Origin of the sequence: Dyella sp. (assembly GCF_036384435.1) — a bacterium.
GTDB lineage: Bacteria > Pseudomonadota > Gammaproteobacteria > Xanthomonadales > Rhodanobacteraceae > GSA-30.
The window spans coordinates 25,994-42,057 of sequence record NZ_DASVMI010000170.1; the positions used below are offsets into that span (position 1 = coordinate 25,994).

Annotated in this window: 14 protein-coding genes; 12 read left to right on the plus strand and 2 right to left on the minus strand. The window is 63.0% G+C overall.

Translation table 11 applies throughout. The features are described 5' to 3' along the window. Positions 1-100 precede the first annotated feature (100 nt). The 6 genes from pcnB to pgi all read left to right on the plus strand — a co-directional run bounded on the left by pcnB (position 101) and on the right by pgi (position 6,242). Entirely contained in the window at positions 101-1,477 is a 1,377-nt protein-coding gene (pcnB, locus tag VF436_RS17940) for a polynucleotide adenylyltransferase PcnB (protein WP_330905409.1), read from the plus strand. Further along, entirely contained in the window at positions 1,474-1,956 is a 483-nt protein-coding gene (gene folK, locus VF436_RS17945) for a 2-amino-4-hydroxy-6-hydroxymethyldihydropteridine diphosphokinase (protein ID WP_330905410.1), read from the plus strand. Before pcnB ends, folK begins: the two co-directional genes overlap by 4 nt. A gap of 63 nt (positions 1,957-2,019) precedes the next feature. Further along, positions 2,020-2,850, plus strand: a complete 831-nt coding sequence (gene panB, locus VF436_RS17950) for a 3-methyl-2-oxobutanoate hydroxymethyltransferase (RefSeq protein ID WP_330905411.1) — start codon at positions 2,020-2,022, stop codon at positions 2,848-2,850. A gap of 38 nt (positions 2,851-2,888) precedes the next feature. Continuing rightward, positions 2,889-3,734: a pantoate--beta-alanine ligase gene (panC, locus tag VF436_RS17955; RefSeq protein ID WP_330905412.1), complete on the plus strand. Its 846-nt coding sequence runs from the start codon at positions 2,889-2,891 to the stop codon at positions 3,732-3,734. A gap of 145 nt (positions 3,735-3,879) precedes the next feature. After that, on the plus strand, positions 3,880-4,266 hold the full coding sequence (panD, locus tag VF436_RS17960) for an aspartate 1-decarboxylase (RefSeq protein ID WP_330905413.1): 387 nt from the start codon (positions 3,880-3,882) through the stop codon (positions 4,264-4,266). 338 nt (positions 4,267-4,604) lie between these two features. Beyond that, entirely contained in the window at positions 4,605-6,242 is a 1,638-nt protein-coding gene (pgi, locus tag VF436_RS17965) for a glucose-6-phosphate isomerase (RefSeq protein WP_330905414.1), read from the plus strand. A gap of 98 nt (positions 6,243-6,340) precedes the next feature. Here the strand turns inward: pgi and queG are convergent, their stop codons facing one another. Next, positions 6,341-7,453, minus strand: a complete 1,113-nt coding sequence (queG, locus tag VF436_RS17970; RefSeq protein ID WP_330905415.1) for a tRNA epoxyqueuosine(34) reductase QueG — start codon at positions 7,451-7,453, stop codon at positions 6,341-6,343. 59 nt (positions 7,454-7,512) lie between these two features. Between queG and VF436_RS17975 the strand changes: the two genes are divergently transcribed. The 5 genes from VF436_RS17975 to VF436_RS17995 all read left to right on the plus strand — a co-directional run bounded on the left by VF436_RS17975 (position 7,513) and on the right by VF436_RS17995 (position 14,143). Further along, a complete protein-coding gene (locus tag VF436_RS17975) occupies positions 7,513-8,994 on the plus strand; it encodes an NAD(P)H-hydrate dehydratase (protein ID WP_330905416.1) in 1,482 nt (493 codons plus the stop codon). Continuing rightward, a complete protein-coding gene (tsaE, locus tag VF436_RS17980; protein ID WP_330905417.1) occupies positions 8,991-9,461 on the plus strand; it encodes a tRNA (adenosine(37)-N6)-threonylcarbamoyltransferase complex ATPase subunit type 1 TsaE in 471 nt (156 codons plus the stop codon). Before VF436_RS17975 ends, tsaE begins: the two co-directional genes overlap by 4 nt. 158 nt (positions 9,462-9,619) lie before the next feature. Continuing rightward, complete coding sequence (locus VF436_RS17985) at positions 9,620-11,200, plus strand: N-acetylmuramoyl-L-alanine amidase (protein WP_330905418.1); 1,581 nt, start codon at positions 9,620-9,622, stop codon at positions 11,198-11,200. Positions 11,201-11,238: 38 nt separating this feature from the next. Beyond that, the gene (gene mutL / locus VF436_RS17990) at positions 11,239-13,077 is read left to right on the plus strand and encodes a DNA mismatch repair endonuclease MutL (protein WP_330905419.1); all 1,839 of its coding nucleotides are present in this window, start codon (positions 11,239-11,241) and stop codon (positions 13,075-13,077) included. Positions 13,078-13,213: 136 nt separating this feature from the next. Beyond that, complete coding sequence (locus tag VF436_RS17995) at positions 13,214-14,143, plus strand: DUF1684 domain-containing protein (protein WP_330905420.1); 930 nt, start codon at positions 13,214-13,216, stop codon at positions 14,141-14,143. Positions 14,144-14,297: 154 nt separating this feature from the next. Here VF436_RS17995 and VF436_RS18000 read toward each other — a convergent pair whose 3' ends face one another. Beyond that, positions 14,298-15,080 (minus strand): enoyl-CoA hydratase/isomerase family protein, encoded by a 783-nt coding sequence (locus VF436_RS18000; RefSeq protein ID WP_330905421.1) that lies wholly within the window; start codon positions 15,078-15,080, stop codon positions 14,298-14,300. A gap of 137 nt (positions 15,081-15,217) precedes the next feature. Between VF436_RS18000 and VF436_RS18005 the strand changes: the two genes are divergently transcribed. Next, a complete protein-coding gene (locus VF436_RS18005; protein ID WP_330905422.1) occupies positions 15,218-15,922 on the plus strand; it encodes an FKBP-type peptidyl-prolyl cis-trans isomerase in 705 nt (234 codons plus the stop codon). Positions 15,923-16,064 lie beyond the last annotated feature (142 nt).

The window sequence follows — 16,064 nt, forward strand, 5'->3', positions numbered from 1 at the left end:
TGTTGAGCGCCCTCCGATCGTTGGATATGGCAGGTCAGATGCCGCGTCCGGACGTACGTTGGGCCGGGGCTCCTTTTCCGGTTGCAAGGATCCACAACGCTTGAACTTAGAAGCAGGCAACGAGAACAACGCGGCACCTACGTTGCGCGTCATTCCGCGCGAGCAGCATGTCATTTCGCGCAAGAACATCAGCAAAGCGGCGCTGCGCGTGCTTTATCGCCTCAACGAATCGGGCTATTCGGCATATCTGGTCGGTGGCGCGGTGCGCGACTTGCTGCTGGGCGGGCACCCGAAGGATTTCGACGTCGCCACGAACGCGACGCCTGAGGATGTCAAAAGGCTCTTCCGCAACTGCCGACTGATCGGCCGCCGCTTTCGCCTGGCGCATGTTGTCTACGGTCCGGAGATCATCGAGGTCGCCACCTTCCGTGGCACCGGTGAGGAAGGGGGCGAGAGCGATGGCGACCGCCATGTGGTCGACGGTCGCATCGTGCGAGACAACGTATGGGGCACCATCGAGGAAGACGCGATACGTCGCGATTTTCGCGTGAATGCGTTGTATTACGACATCAGCGATTTTTCCGTGCGCGATTATGTCGGTGGCGTGCAGGATGTACAGGATCGGGTGCTGCGCCTGATTGGCGATCCGGAAACACGCTATCGCGAAGACCCGGTGCGTATGCTGCGGGCGGTGCGCCTGGCGGCCAAGCTCAATTTCCGCATCGACGAGGCCACCGCTGCGCCCTTCGACGATCTTGGGCCGTTGCTGGCCGATGCCGCGCCCGCCCGCCTGTTCGATGAATCGTTGAAGCTGTTCCTGGCCGGTCATGGCCTCAAGAGTTTTCGCCTGCTGGAGCAGTGCGGTCTGCTGCGTTTCATGTTTCCAGCGGCCGCGCGTTCGCTCAAGCGTGGCGACGCGGCGCTGCGTTCGTTGATCGAACAGGGTCTGGCCAGCACCGATGAAAGGGTGCTCGAGGGCAAGTCGGTTACTCCGGCTTTCCTCTTCGCCGTGCTGTTGTGGGGTGAGGTGCGCGACATGGCGCATGCCTGGATGGCCAAGGGGCTCGATGGCAATGACGCCTGGGCCCGGGCGTCGGCACATGTCGTGGCCGAGCAGTGCCAGCGCGTGGCGATTCCGCGTCGTTTTACCTTCACGATGGAAGAAATCTGGTCGTTGCAGCCGCGCTTCGAGCAGGTGCAACGCAAGCGTGTATTCCGCCTGCTGGGGCATCCGCGCTTTCGCGCGGCATTCGACTTCTTGTTGCTGCGGGCCGCCGAAGCGCCATCGATCCGGGAATTGGGACAGTGGTGGGCGCATGCGCAGCAGTTGCCGCATGAGACGCTGGCAGCGGCTTTGTCTGGCCACCCGGTCGCTGTCGAACCGGCCGCCCCGGTCGGAGTAGTCAGTGCGGCAGGTACGCCAGGCCGGCCGCGCAACAAGCGTCGCCGTCGCAAACCGAAGCCAGGCGCGTCGTGAGCCAGGCCTTCGTTGGCCTGGGTAGCAACCTGGGCGATTCGCGCCAGCAATTGCTCGATGCGATGGAGACCCTGGGGAGCCTCCCCGGAACCTGCGTGCGCTTGCGCTCGCGCCTCTATCACACGCCGCCCTGGGGTGTGCTGGAACAGCCGCCATTCGTCAATGCCGCCGTTGCCCTCGACACCTCGCTGGCGCCCTTGGCGCTGCTGGATGAATTGCTGGCGATCGAGCGCGCGGCAGGTCGGACGCGTGATGGTGAACGCTGGGGGCCGCGTACGCTCGACCTGGACCTGCTGCACATGCCGGGCGTCGCGCTCGACAACGAGCGCCTGACGTTGCCACACCCGCGCGTGGGCGAGCGCGCATTCGTATTGCTGCCGTTGCGCGACATTGCGCCGCAACTGGAACTCCCGGGCCTGGGCCGTATTGACGCCCTGCTGGACCGGCTGGACATCGAGGGCTGCACGCCGCTGCCTTGAGCAGCGCACGTGAGGCGCCGGATAATGAGCTGTTCTTCTTTTCACTGAGTGAAGGAAACCAACGTGTACGTTCAGAACGCCAACGCATCCGATCGCAAGCCGGTGACCGTGCCGGGCCTGCGCGCGATGAAAGCGGAAGGGCGACGGATCGTCATGTTGACTGCCTACGACGCCAGCTTTGCCTGGCAACTCGAGGCGGCGGGCGTGGATGTCGCCCTGGTCGGGGATTCCCTGGGAATGGTGGTGCAAGGCCTGCGTAGCACCTTGTCCGTGACGCTCGATCACATGGTCTATCACACCAGTATCGTGGCGCGTGGCCTCCAGGCCACCTTGCTGGTGGCCGATCTGCCGTTCATGGCCGATCGCGATCTGCCGCACATGCTTGAGGCCGGTGCTCGACTGGTGGGCGAGGGCGGCGCGGCCATGGTCAAGGTCGAAGGGGCTGCATCGCACATCCTGGAAGGTATCGAGGCACTGGTGACCCGCGCCATTCCTGTGTGCGCCCATCTGGGCCTCACGCCGCAATCGGTGAACAAGTTCGGCGGCTTTCGTATTCAGGGGCGCGAGGAGTCGGCGGCCGAGCGCTTGCTTGACCAGGCGCGCGCCGTGGAAGCGGCCGGTGCCGACCTGATCGTGCTTGAAGGCATTCCGACGGCCCTGGGCAAGCGAATCACCGAGGCGGTCTCCGTGCCAACCATCGGCATAGGCGCCGGGCCGCATTGCGATGGGCAGGTGCTGGTATTGCACGATATGCTCGGCGTCACACCCGGCAAGCGACCCAAGTTCAGCAAGGATTTCCTTGCCGGACGCGATTCTGTCGCCGCGGCAATCGCTGCATACGTGCACGACGTACGCGACGGGAGCTTTCCTGGTCCCGAACACGGCTTCAATTGAGCCTTCCAAGACATAAGTACAAAGACTCCTCAGATACCATGCAGACAGTGCAAGATGTCGCGGCCATCCGTGCCGCCGTGCGCGGTTGGCGCAGCCAGGGCCAGACCGTGGGCTTCGTGCCCACGATGGGTAACCTGCACGCCGGCCATTACTCGCTGATCAAGCTGGCGCGTGCGCGTGCCGATCGCGTGGTAGCCAGTGTGTTCGTCAATCCGACCCAGTTCGGTCCCAACGAGGATTTCGAGCGCTACCCGCGCACATTGGCCCAGGATCAGGCGGGCTTGGCCGAGGCCGGTTGCGACGTGCTGTTCGCGCCGGAAGTGGTCACGATGTATCCATTCGGTCCGGCACACAGCGTCAGCCTGCATGTGCCACAACTGACCGAAACGCTGGAAGGTGCGCACCGCCCGGGTCATTTCGATGGCGTGGCAACCGTGGTATGCAAGCTGCTTAACCTGGTGCAGCCGGATCTGGCCGTGTTTGGCCAGAAGGACTACCAGCAGCTGAAGGTCATTGAGCGCATGGTTCGCGACCTGTCGCTGCCGGTGAAGGTCATGTCCGGCGCCACGATGCGCGCCGATGACGGTCTGGCGTTGAGTTCGCGTAACCAATACCTATCCGCCGCCGAGCGTGAGCTGTCCACCCAGATCCACGCCACCTTGCTGCAGATGCGTGAGCTGATCGGCAAGGGGCATGCATGGCGGGTGGTGGAACAGGCTGCTGCTTCCAAGTTGCAGCGCTCGGGTTTCGAGCCTGACTACACCGCCATTCGCCGCGCCGAGGACCTGTCCGAGCCGGCCGATGGCGAGACTGCCGGCCTGGTGGCCCTGATCGCGGCGCGGTTGGGCACTACGCGGCTGATCGATAACCTGGTTTTTGACTGAGAGTGGCCCTGGCTCGTCCCTTGCATTGCCATTGAACCGCGTTTGCGCGCCCCCAAGTGAGGCCGTGAGCGTCAAAGTTGCGGCGGCATGGCCGTCGGTTGGATAATTTCTCGTTACGCAGGATTAGCCTGCTGGAATGTCTGTCATGAATCTGAACATGCTCAAGGCCAAGATCCACCGTGCCACGGTGACTCACGCCGAGCTCCATTACGAAGGCTCGATCGCGATCGATGGCCTCCTGCTCGATGCGTCCGGCATTCGCGAGTACGAGCAAATCCACGCCTGGAACATCAACAACGGCAAGCGCTTCGTGACCTATGCGCTGCGCGCCGAGGAAGGTTCGGGCATTATCTCGGTGAACGGCAGCGCGGCACACCGCGCGCAGCCCGGAGACCTGGTCATCATCGCGGCGTTCGCGCAGTTGGCCGAAGCCGAAGTCGAGCAGTTCCAGCCGATGCTGGTCTACGTCGACAAGGACAACCGCATCTCGCACACCAATCGCTCCATCCCCAAGCAGATGGCAGCGGCCTGAAGCGGCCTGTCGGCTGCCGGGGCGCGGCCGGCCATCAAGTGACCTCGCAAGAAAGCGTCGCCCGTGGCGGCGCTTTCTTGCATGGGCGTCTGGCGTGCCGCTCGCCTTGAAGCCGGCGCGGCATCGCCGGTCTTCGACCATCGGGTGTGTGTACGCCAGGCATCCCGGCCCTGCGAGATTGCGGCTCGATCGCGCGCTCTTGCGACGCTTCCCTCCTCACCGGCCCCCTTACGTCGTTCACTTCATCATGAGGTGATCCAATGGCGCTCAGACCGCTTTTTATTTACATCGCAACTCGTAAGATGAGGATTCCCTTCACCCCGTCATTGCGAGTTGCCATGTCTTCCGATCCGTCGAGCTCTCCGTTTGCCGAACATGTCGAACGTCTTTCGCGCACGCATCTGCGCGAGTTGCTCAAGGACGGAGCGCGAGGCGAGGGCTTGCGCCTGCGGCTGGGTGGCATCCTGCTCGACCTGAGTCGGCAGAAACTCGATGAGCAGGCCATCGACGCGCTCGGTCGTTTTGTCCAAGCCAGCGGTTGGGAGAAAGCGCGCGACGCGATGTTCGCCGGTGAACCGATCAATACGTCGGAGAATCGCGCCGTGCTGCATACGGCTCTGCGCGCCAGCGGGTCGCGCCTGAAGTCGCCAGCTCCGCGCGATGCCTTGCAGGAAATCGAGCAAACTTTGCAGCGCATCGAAAAGCTCGTGCATGCCGTCGAGCACGGCGATACCGAAAGCATGGGGCTGGCCTCGACGATTACCGATGTGGTCAATGTGGGCATCGGCGGCTCGGATCTGGGCCCACGCCTGGCCACGCATGCACTGAACAATTTCCACCTGCCGCGCATACGCAGCCATTTCCTGACCAATGTGGATGGCCAGGCGGCCGCTGATTTGATGCGCGAACTCGACCCACGCCGCACGCTGGTCATCCTGGTCTCCAAGACTTTCACCACGCAGGAAACCCTGCTAAATGGCCAGGTACTGCGTGACTGGATTGTGCGCGCCTACGACGGCGACGAGCGTGCCACGGCACGACACTTCCTTGCGGTCAGCGCCAACGTCAAAGAGGCGGAGAAGTGGGGCATAGTCGCCTCGCACGTCTACCCGATGTGGGACTTCGTGGGTGGCCGCCTCTCGGTCTGGTCCGCCGTAGGCCTGTCGCTGGCACTGGCCATTGGCATGGATCATTTCCGCGCTTTCCTGGCTGGCGCGGCCGAAGTGGACGATCACTTCCGCAGCGCGCCATGGCGGCAGAACCTGCCCGTGCTGCTGTCGATCGTGGAGTATTGGAACCGCAGCGTGCTCGCACATGCCAGCCGTGCCGTGATTCCGTACGCCGACCTGTTGGGCGATCTCACCTCGTACCTGCAACAGCTGGAAATGGAAAGCCTGGGCAAGCACGTCACGCCGCAAGGCAAGCAGGTGTCCGGCGTGACCGTGCCAGTGGTGTGGGGTAGCGTGGGAACCAATGCGCAACACGCATATTTCCAGGCATTGCACCAGGGCACGGACGTGGTGCCGCTGGATTTCATCGGCGTGGTCAAACCCGGCCATACCTTGCGTGCAAGCAACGATGCCTTGTTGTCCAACCTGCTCGCTCAGGCCGCAGCGCTGGCCTTGGGCAAGACGTTCGACGAAGCCCTGGCTGAAGCCAAGGAAGGCGATGAAATCGCGCGCCGTGCGCTTGCTGCGCAACGTACGTTCGAGGGCGATCGCCCGAGTACGGTATTTCTGCTCGATGCGCTGACGCCGCACACGCTCGGTGCGCTGATCGCCTTGTATGAGCACAAGGTGTTCATGCTTGGCCATCTATGGGGCATCAATGCCTTCGACCAATGGGGCGTGGAACTGGGCAAGGCCATTGCCCGCCAGATCCTGCCCGCCTTGAACGGCGGTGCCGACGAACTGGCAGGTTTCGATTCGTCGACACGTGCGCTGATCGAAGCGATTCAGGATCGGCGGGAGGGCTGACGCCTTGGGGCGAGGGACGAGTAGCGAGGGTGCAGGTCCGAGCATTTGAGGTCGGCGACGGGTGGCGGTCTAGTAAGTAGTTGTCGCAGACTCGCCGCTCACCCCAGGCGGCTGGAGTGGGTGCCCTCGCTGCTCGCCCCTTGTGCTAGCGACTGCCTGCCCAGCGCCCACGCCACATGTTCACGCACCAGTTCCGATGGATGATCCGCGCGGGCATGGAGGGCGGCTATCACGGCCTCCGAGCGCGGTGCGTTACCTAGTGCCACTGCGATATTGCGCAGCCAGCCCTCATGGCCGGTGCGTCGTATTGCCATGCCTTCGGTACGCTTGAGGAACTCCTCTTCGCTCCATTTGAACAAGTCGATCAGGCGTGCGCCGTCCAGGCTATGGCGTGGCGCAAAATCCGGCTCGGTGGTGTCTTGCGCGAATTTGTTCCATGGGCAGATCAGTTGGCAGTCATCGCAGCCGAAAATACGATTGCCCATCGGCACCCTCAATTCCTCGGGTATGCTGCCCTTGAGCTCGATGGTCAGGTACGAAATGCAGCGGCGCGCATCCAGTTGGTAGGGCGCGACGATCGCCTGGGTCGGGCAGATGTCGATGCAGCGGCGGCAACTGCCGCAATGGGCCGAGGCCGGCGCGTCGATAGGCAATGGCAGGTCGGTGTACAGCTCGCCGAGAAAAAAGTACGAACCGGCGCGGCGGTTGATCAGCACCGTGTGCTTACCGATCCAGCCCATGCCGGCATTGCGCGCCAGGGCTTTTTCCAGCACTGGAGCCGAATCGACGTAGGCGCGATAACCGAAGTCGCCCACCTGCGCATGGATGCGTTCGGCCAACTTCTGCAAGCGATTACGCATCAGCTTGTGATAGTCGCGACCAAGCGCATAGCGCGCCACATAACCGGCTTGGCGATCACCGATGATGTCCCAGGCATTGCGCGTGCCTGGAGGGACATAATCCATGCGCACCGAAATCACGCGAATCGTACCTGGCTCCAGTTCGTGCGGTCGACTGCGCTTGTCACCGTGACGGGCCATGTACTCCATCTCGCCATGATGCCCATCGGCGAGCCAGCGCTTGAGATGCAGCTCATCCTCGGTCAGGTCGGTATCGGCAATCCCCGCGTCGGCAAACCCGAGCTCAAGCGCCCAGCGCTTGATATCGGCGGCAAGCAGGGCGTAGTCGCGTTGAGAGGCGGATACCGGCATATGCATATAGTACCCGCTGAAGGTAGGCAGCCCTCCAATGCTGCGCCTACAATCGTCCCATGACACCCCCCATGCATCGCCAGGCGCTCTACACCGTTGACCAAGTTCGTGCGCTTGATCGACGCGCGATCGAGCAACTGGGCATTCCAGGCTATGAACTGATGCACCGCGCGGCGATGGCCGCATTGACCCGCTTGCGGCGGCATTGGCCGTCGGCGCGGCGATTGGCCGTCTATGCGGGCAAGGGCAATAACGGTGGCGATGGGTTTCTATTGGCGGCGCTTGCCGCCGAGGCTGGCCTGCACGTCGATGTATGGGCCGTCGCGGGCGCCTCGCAAGGCGATGCCGCCAAGGCTCGCCAGGCGTGTGAAGCCGCGCACGTGCGTATCGTCGACGGCGTGTCGGAAATCATCGTCGAAGCGGATGTGCTGGTCGATGCCTTGTACGGCACCGGTTTGCGGCGCGCGCCGGAAGGCGAGATAGCCGCCCTTGTCGAGCGCATCAATGCCAGCGGCAAGCCGGTACTGGCGCTGGACGTTCCCAGCGGGCTGGATGCCGATACCGGGCGATGCCCAGGCGTGGCGATCCATGCCAGCGTGACGGTGAGCTTCATAGCGGCCAAGCGTGGCCTGTATACCGGCAAGGCCGCGGCGTGCGTGGGCAGGCTTGAGCTCGATACGCTTGGATTGCCCGATGCGCTTTGGTCGGCCAGCCAGCCGTTCGCACAGGTGTTGATGCCACATGGCTTGCCGCGACGTGCGCGTGATGCGCACAAGGGCAACAACGGACATGTGCTGGCGATCGGTGGCGACCATGGCACGGCAGGTGCCATTCGTCTGTGTGGCGAGGCAGCACTTCGAACGGGGGCGGGGTTGGTCAGCGTAGCCACGCAAGCGGACAACATCGTGGCGCTCAACAGTGCCCGCCCGGAATTGATGGCTCATGCTGTCCATGGGCCGCAAGAGCTTGAGACACTGCTGGAAAAGGCTACGGTGCTGGCGATCGGTCCCGGGCTAGGGCAGGCCGGATGGGGCCATGCGCTGTGGTTGACCGCACTCGATAGCGGCAAACCGTTCGTGCTCGATGCCGATGGACTCAACCTGCTGGCGCGCGAACCGCGCCGTTTCACTCAGCCAGCGGTGATCACGCCGCATCCGGGCGAGGCGGCGCGCCTGCTGGGCATGACGACGAAGGACATCGAGGCCGATCGCTACTCGGCCGTGCTCGATCTGGCGCGGCGCTTTCAGGTCGTTGCCGTGCTGAAGGGGGCCGGCAGCCTGATTGCCACGCCGGACGGCCGCATCGCGGTGTGTCCCTGGGGCAATCCAGGCATGGCAACCGGAGGCATGGGCGACCTGCTGACCGGTGTAGTGGCTGCCCTGCTGGCGCAAGGTTGCGATCCTTGGGACGCCGCTTGCCTGGGGGTGGGGCTGCATGCTCGTGCGGGCGACCTGGCGGCTGGCGATGGCGGCGAGCGTGGACTCATGGCGAGCGACCTGCTGTTGCCTTTGCGTCGACTATGCAACGAGGAGGCCGCATGAGTGTTGCGTCACCCGTGGTCAGCCTGCCCGATGAAGACGCTACCGGAGCGCTGGCCCGGCGCGTGGCTGAAGCCATCGACCAGGGGCTGGTGATCTATCTGCATGGCGACCTGGGGGCTGGCAAGACCAGCTTCGCGCGAGCCCTCTTGAAGGCACTTGGCGTCGGGGAGCGGGTCAAGAGCCCCACTTATAGTCTGGTGGAGTCCTATCGTCTGCCGGCGCGCATCGCGTGGCATCTGGACCTGTATCGCATCGCCGATCCGGGCGAACTGGAGTGGCTTGGTCTGGACGCACTGGCTGATCCGGCAGCCTTGGTGCTGGTGGAATGGCCCGAGCGAGGCACCGGCGCCTTGCCGCAGGTGGACCTTCAGGTAAATCTTGCCTATGAAGGCCCGGGTCGCCAGGCCAGCATGCAAGCCATGACGCCTCGGGGTGATGACGTGCTGGCTCGGCTTGTTTTGGCTTAATTTATTGTTTTTACAAAGAAATAGTGCTTTTTTGATGGATCTGTCATGTGAAGGCTTAGCTCGCAAAGCTGGACGGCACCTGACGAAGAGCTTGCAGGTCACGGATATTCAAGGAAAAACCCTTGTGTTCAGGTAGGCGCTGCGTTTCAATACCGCGCATGAGGGGATTCCGCGCCATCCGTCGACCGATCATCAGTCTTGCCGTCCTGGCAGGCCTCCCGTTCGCTGCCGTTCACGCCGCCGATGTCAAGTCCGCGCGTGTCTGGGCCGGTTCGGAATACACGCGGCTGGTGCTCGACCTCAATGGCCCGGTCAACTACAAGCTCAACCAGGATAACGGCCGCATTGTGCTTGATCTTCCGGGGAGCACAGTTTCCTCGGGCTTTGTCGTACCCAAGGGGCAAGGGCTCTACAAGAGCCTGAGTAGTCAACGTCAGGGCTCACGGCTGCTGCTCACGGCGGTGGTCGCCGGTGACAGCAAGGCCAAGAGTTTCGTGCTCAAGCCCACCGGCGCTACCGGTTCCTACCGCATCGTGGTGGACCTGTATCCGGGCAAGGATGGCGACGGCAAGGCTGCTGTGGCCGATACCAGGCCTGCTGCTTCGCCCGCTCGCGATGACGACCGGGGCAGTGACGACGAGACGCCGATTGCCGATACGCCCGCACCTGTGGCTACCCCGTCGCGGGGTGGCCGCAACGGCATCAAGTCCAACCAGAGCAACATGGCATCCACTCGCCAGGCCGCAGCCATGCTCAACGGCAGCCGTAAGGTCGTGGTTGCGATCGATGCTGGTCACGGCGGCAAGGACCCGGGCTCGCATGGCCCAGGCGGCACGCTGGAAAAGAACGTCACGCTGGCAGTAGCGCGTGAATTGGCGGGGCAGATCAATCGCCAGCCGGGCATGAAGGCCATCCTTACCCGTGACGGCGACTTCTTTATTCCCCTGGCGCAACGCTACAAGATCGCCCGCGAAAACAATGCGGACATCTTCGTCTCGATCCACGCCGACGCGTACACCAGTTCCGATGCGCGCGGCTCCTCGGTGTGGGTGCTCTCGCCGCGAGGCAAGACCAACGAGGCGGCGCGCTGGCTGGCCGATCGCGAAAACCGTGCGGACCTGATCGGCGGGGTGTCGCTGGATGACAAGGATGACAGCCTTGCTGCCGTGCTGTTGGACCTCCAGCAGGGCTATGCCATGCAGGCAAGCGAAGCGATTGCCGGCAACGTCCTGAAGGCGTTGGGCGCGTTGGGTCCCACCCATCGAGGCTATGTAGAGCGAGCCAACTTTGTCGTGCTGCGCTCCCCGGATGTCCCCTCGATCCTGGTCGAGACGGCGTTCATCAGCAACCCGGTGGAAGAGCGCAAGCTGCGCGATCCAAGCCATCAGGCCAAGCTGGCCGAGGCGGTCATGGGGGGCGTGCGCAATTATTTCGAGGCTACGCCACCACCAGGAAGCTGGTTTGCCGCCCAGGCTGCTCGCCGGGCCGGCGTGCAGGTGGCTACCGCCGGTGACGGCGATGGCGACGGCAAGCCCGAAGCACCCGCCAAAGGGGCGATGGCAAGCACCGCAGGCAAGGACGAGGACGTGCGTGACCTGCATCGTGTCGCTCGTGGCGAGAGCCTGCGCAGCATTGCCCGCCAGTATGGCGTGAGCGTCAGCGCGCTCAAGAGCGCCAATCGCCTGACCAGCGAAACGTCGGTGCGTACCGGCATGGTCCTGGCCATTCCCTCCACCTGAGGCTAGCCGGCTTCGGGTCCAGGCTCTAAGCTTGGCCGATGTCCTCGATTCGCCCGCTACCCCCTGAACTGATCAACCAGATTGCTGCTGGCGAGGTGATTGAACGCCCTTCGTCCGTGGTCAAGGAACTGGTCGAGAATAGCCTGGATGCAGGCGCCACCCGCATTGAAGTCGATATCGAGCAGGGCGGTGCGCGTCTTATCCGCGTTCGCGATGACGGTGGCGGCATCGCGCAGGACGAACTATCGCTTGCGGTGGCCTCACATGCCACCAGCAAGATTGGCAGTTTCGACGATCTCGAACATGTCGCCAGCATGGGGTTTCGCGGCGAGGCACTGGCGTCGGTGTCCTCAGTATCTCGTTTCGCCTTGACCTCACGCGCCCGTGGCTCGGATTCGGCATTCCGCATCGAAGTCGACAGCGGCAAATTGCACGCGGCGCGTCCGGCGCAACATCCGCAGGGCAGCAGCGTGGAAGTACGCGACCTGTTCTACAACGTGCCGGCTCGACGCAAATTCCTCCGCGCCGAGCGCACTGAATTCGCGCACATCGATGACCTGCTCAAGTCGCTGGCATTGGCGCGCACCGGCGTCGAATTTCGCCTGAGCCATAACGGCAAGCCGGTGCGTGTGTGGAAGGCAGCACGCGACGAGAACGCCGCCTTGCAGCGCGTGGCCGAAGTGTTGGGCGAGGAGTTTCCGGCGCAGAGCCTGCGCATCGACCATGCGGCCGCCGGCCTGCATCTGTCGGGCTGGGTCGGATTGCCGACAGCATCGCGGTCACAAGCCGACTCGCAGTATTTCTACGTCAACGGCAGGCTCGTGCGCGATCGTGTGGTGGCGCATGCAGTACGCCAGGCGTATGCCGATGTGTTGTTCCACGGGCGCCACCCCTCCTTCGTGCTGTACCTTGAGCTCGACCCGGTAGGCGTGGATGTCAACGTGCATCCGGCCAAGCACGAGGTGCGTTTTCGCGAACAGCGCCTGGTGCATGATTTCCTGTTCCGCACGCTCCATGAAGTGCTGGCGCAGACGCGTGCCGGGCAGGTGGTCACGCAGGCCCAGGCTGGCGAAAATGGGTTGTCCATGGGGGCGACCATGGTTGCTGCCACCGTCAGCCAGATGCCCGCACGTACGCTTACTCCCGCATGGTCCGGGCAGTTCAACCAGAGTCGCCTGAGCCTGGGTGTGCGAGACGAACCACTCGCCGACTATGCGGCGTTGCTGGGTGAGCCGGTGTCCGCGACAATCCGCGCGACTGCTCCCGTGTTGCCTGAGACCGACGAGAGCGAGGCACCACCGCTGGGTTTTGCCATCGCGCAGCTCAAGAGCATCTATATCCTGGCCGAAAACGCGCAAGGCTTGGTGCTGGTCGACATGCATGCCGCGCATGAGCGTATTACCTACGAAAAGCTCAAGGCCGGGCGCGCATGCAGCAACTTGCGCTCGCAGCTTCTGTTGGTGCCGATGCAGGTATCGGTCAGTGCCAAGGAGGCGGCCGCGGCCGAAGAGCACGCCGACGCGCTGGCCGAATGGGGGCTTGAGCTTTCGCGCAGCGGTCCGTCCGGTGTGGTGGTGCGGCGTATTCCAGCGTTGCTGGAAGGTGCGGACGTATCGCAGCTATGTCGTGACGTGCTTGGCGAACTGGCCCAACATGGCAGCTCGCGCCGATTGCAGGAATTGGAAAACGAGTTGCTGTCGACCATGGCCTGCCATGGCTCCGTGCGCGCAGGACGTCGCCTGGGCGTGCCTGAAATGAACGCCTTGTTGCGCGAGATGGAGGCGACTGAGCGTTCAGGCCAGTGCAATCACGGCCGCCCCACATGGACCCAGCTCAGCCTGGGTGAACTGGATAAGCTGTTCCTGCGTGGACGCTGAGATTGATCGCACAGACAGGGCGCATGCTGATACGTCATGGTTATAAGCTCCCACATGCAAAGTCATAAGCGATGATCTTGTGCCGCGCATCTTTGGACGTCCATACTGAAAAATGCCTGTTTTGGGAGGATTTTTCATGTCGCGTCGATGCTTGTGGGTTTTCCTGTTGAGTCTTGGAGTGGCCGTCGTGCACGCCGAAAACACTATTCCATCCGCGCAACCCGGCGCTGCTGAAGTCACTCAACAAGTCGAACAGTGGCGCCAGCACCGCGTGCAGCGCCTGACGGCTCCTGATGGCTGGCTCAGCCTGATCGGCCTGGAGTGGTTGAACCAGGGAGACAATCGCGTCGGCAGTGGCGCGGGCAACGATATCGTACTCAACGCCGGCCCGGCCCACCTGGGCGTGGTCCATCTCGCCCCCGATGGGACCGTCAGGATCACCCTGGACAAGGACAGCGGAGCCACCATCGATGGCAAGTCGCAGTCGCAGGCCGACCTGATCGATGACATACATGCCGGAGAGTCCGGCAAGCCGACCACGGTGGCCTTCGGTACGGCGAGCTTCTTCGTGATCGATCGCGACGGGCGCAAGGGCCTGCGCGTGAAGGATTCAGAGGCATCCACGCGCAAGCATTTCCTGGGCCTGGATTATTATCCGATAGATCCATCCTGGCGCATCGTGGCCGATTGGGTACCGTTCGATCCGCCACACAAACTGGAGATCGGCTCGGTACTGGGAACGATCGACAAGGTGGACGTTCCAGGCAAGGCGGTGTTCCAGCGTGACGGACACACCTTCGAATTGTTGCCTTATCAGGAAGAGCCGGGCGGGGAATTGTTCTTCGTGCTTGCCGATCGCACTTCCGGCAAGGAAACCTACGGCGCGGCACGCTTTCTCTATGCCGCCCTTCCCAAGGACGGCAAGGTGGTGCTGGATTTCAACCGCGCCTATAACCCGCCTTGCGCGTTCACTGGCTATGCCACCTGCCCATTGGCTCCGCCGGAAAACCGGCTGTCGATCGCGGTGACGGCGGGTGAGAAGAAATATCGCGGGTCAGAACACTGATGCGATGGAGACGGGAGGTGAGTGTAGCGGGGCGCACAAATCCTCTCGCGTGGTGCTCGCCCGAAGTGTGTGAGTAAGGTGTCAGCACCTTGAGGGCGCCTTAGTTTTCACCTGTGCGCCCACGCCCCCAACCTCCCAGCTCCGCCCTGTCATGTCAGCGTCCTGAAAATGAAGCCTTGCGCTTTTCCAGGAACGCCGTAGTGCCTTCATGCATGTCGTCGGTGGAGAAGGCCAGTGCGAATGCCTGAGTTTCGAATTCCAGGCCCTGGTCGATTGCTGTCTCACCGCCATGAAGCACGCAATCGAGGATGCCGGCGGCGGCCAGTGGGGCGGCGCCGGCCAGTTGATCGGCCAGTCCGTCGACAGTTTCATCCAGAGTCTCAGGCGTCACCACGCGATTGACCACGCCCAGTTCATAGGCGCGCTGGGCGTTGACCGGAGTACCGAGCAGGCAAAGCTCCAACGCGGCGGCGCGCCCAGCCAGACGCAATAGGCGCTGGGTGCCCCCAAATCCAGGAATCAGTCCCAGGTTGATCTCCGGTTGACCGAATCGGGCCTTGTCGCTGGCCACGCGCAGATGGCAGGCCATGGCCAGCTCCATGCCGCCGCCGAGTGCGAAGCCCTGCACGCGGGCGATCACCGGCTTGCCCAGGCGTTCGATGGTGGTCATCAGGTGTTGGCCCGCTCGGGAGAAGCCCTGCGCCTGGATCGGTGTGTAACCGTTCATCTCGGCAATGTCAGCACCAGCGACAAAGGCTTTCTCTCCCGCGCCAGCCAATACCACTACTCGGACGGCATCGTCCTGGGCTGCCTGGGTGAATGCCAATGTCAATTCATTGAGCGTTTCGCGATTGAGTGCGTTGAGCTTATCCGGGCGGTTGACCGTGATGCGATGCACCGCGCCGCGGTTGCTGATCTGGAGATTGCGATAGGCCATGGCAGATGTCCGGCAGATAAAGCGCAGATGGTAGCAGCGGGGAACCTTTGCCGAGCCGCGCTTTCTTACGCTCGACCCGTCAAGCGGCCGGATTCGCACGGGCATGGTAAGGTTTGCGCGTTGCGACGGAGGACGGCATGACATATTGGCGTTGGTTGGCACTGGGCTTGCTGCCGCTGGCGGGTCTGGCGCATGCGCAGAATCGCGCCGCCGCGCCAGCAAAGCTGGACAAGGCCAAGCTGTCCTATGCGATCGGTTACCAGATCGGTAGCCAGTTCGCGAGCGGCGACCCGGATGTGGATATCGCCACGGTGCAGAAAGCCATTCTGGATGCCTACAGCAAGCGAGCTCCTGCCGTACCGATGCTCGACATGCATCGCCAGTTGCAGGCGCTTGACGAGCAGATGCACAGTCAGGCGGTGACGGAGTTCAAGCACATCGCCGCGACCAATGCGCGCAAGAGCGCTGATTTCCTTGAGCGTAACGCCAAACAGGCCGGTGTGACGCAATTGCCCTCGGGCATTCAGTACATGGTGCTGAAAAAAGGCGATGGCAACATCAGCCCCTCGGTCAACAGCCGTGTCACGGTCAATTATCGTGGTGCGCTGATCGATGGCACCGAATTTGATAGCACCTGGGCGCGCGGAGCGCCGGTGAGCTTTGTAGTCGATCAGGTACTTCGCGGCTGGCAATACGTGCTGCCCCGCATGCATGTGGGCGACCGCTGGAAGGTCGTGATTCCACCCAGTCTCGCCTACGGCGAGAACGGCGCACTGCCACGTATCGGTCCAAACGAGGCATTGGTGTTCGAGATTGAACTGCTGGAAATCAATCAGCCGTGATACGAGGAGCCCGCTCGCTGCGCGGGCTGAAAAGTCGGCGGCAAAGCCCCCTGTAAAGAGTAAAGAGGAAAAGCTGCCTGCGGGAGGGTGGCGCGCTCTTCCTCTTTATTGTCCACAGCGAGCCGAAGCGAGCGCCTGCGCA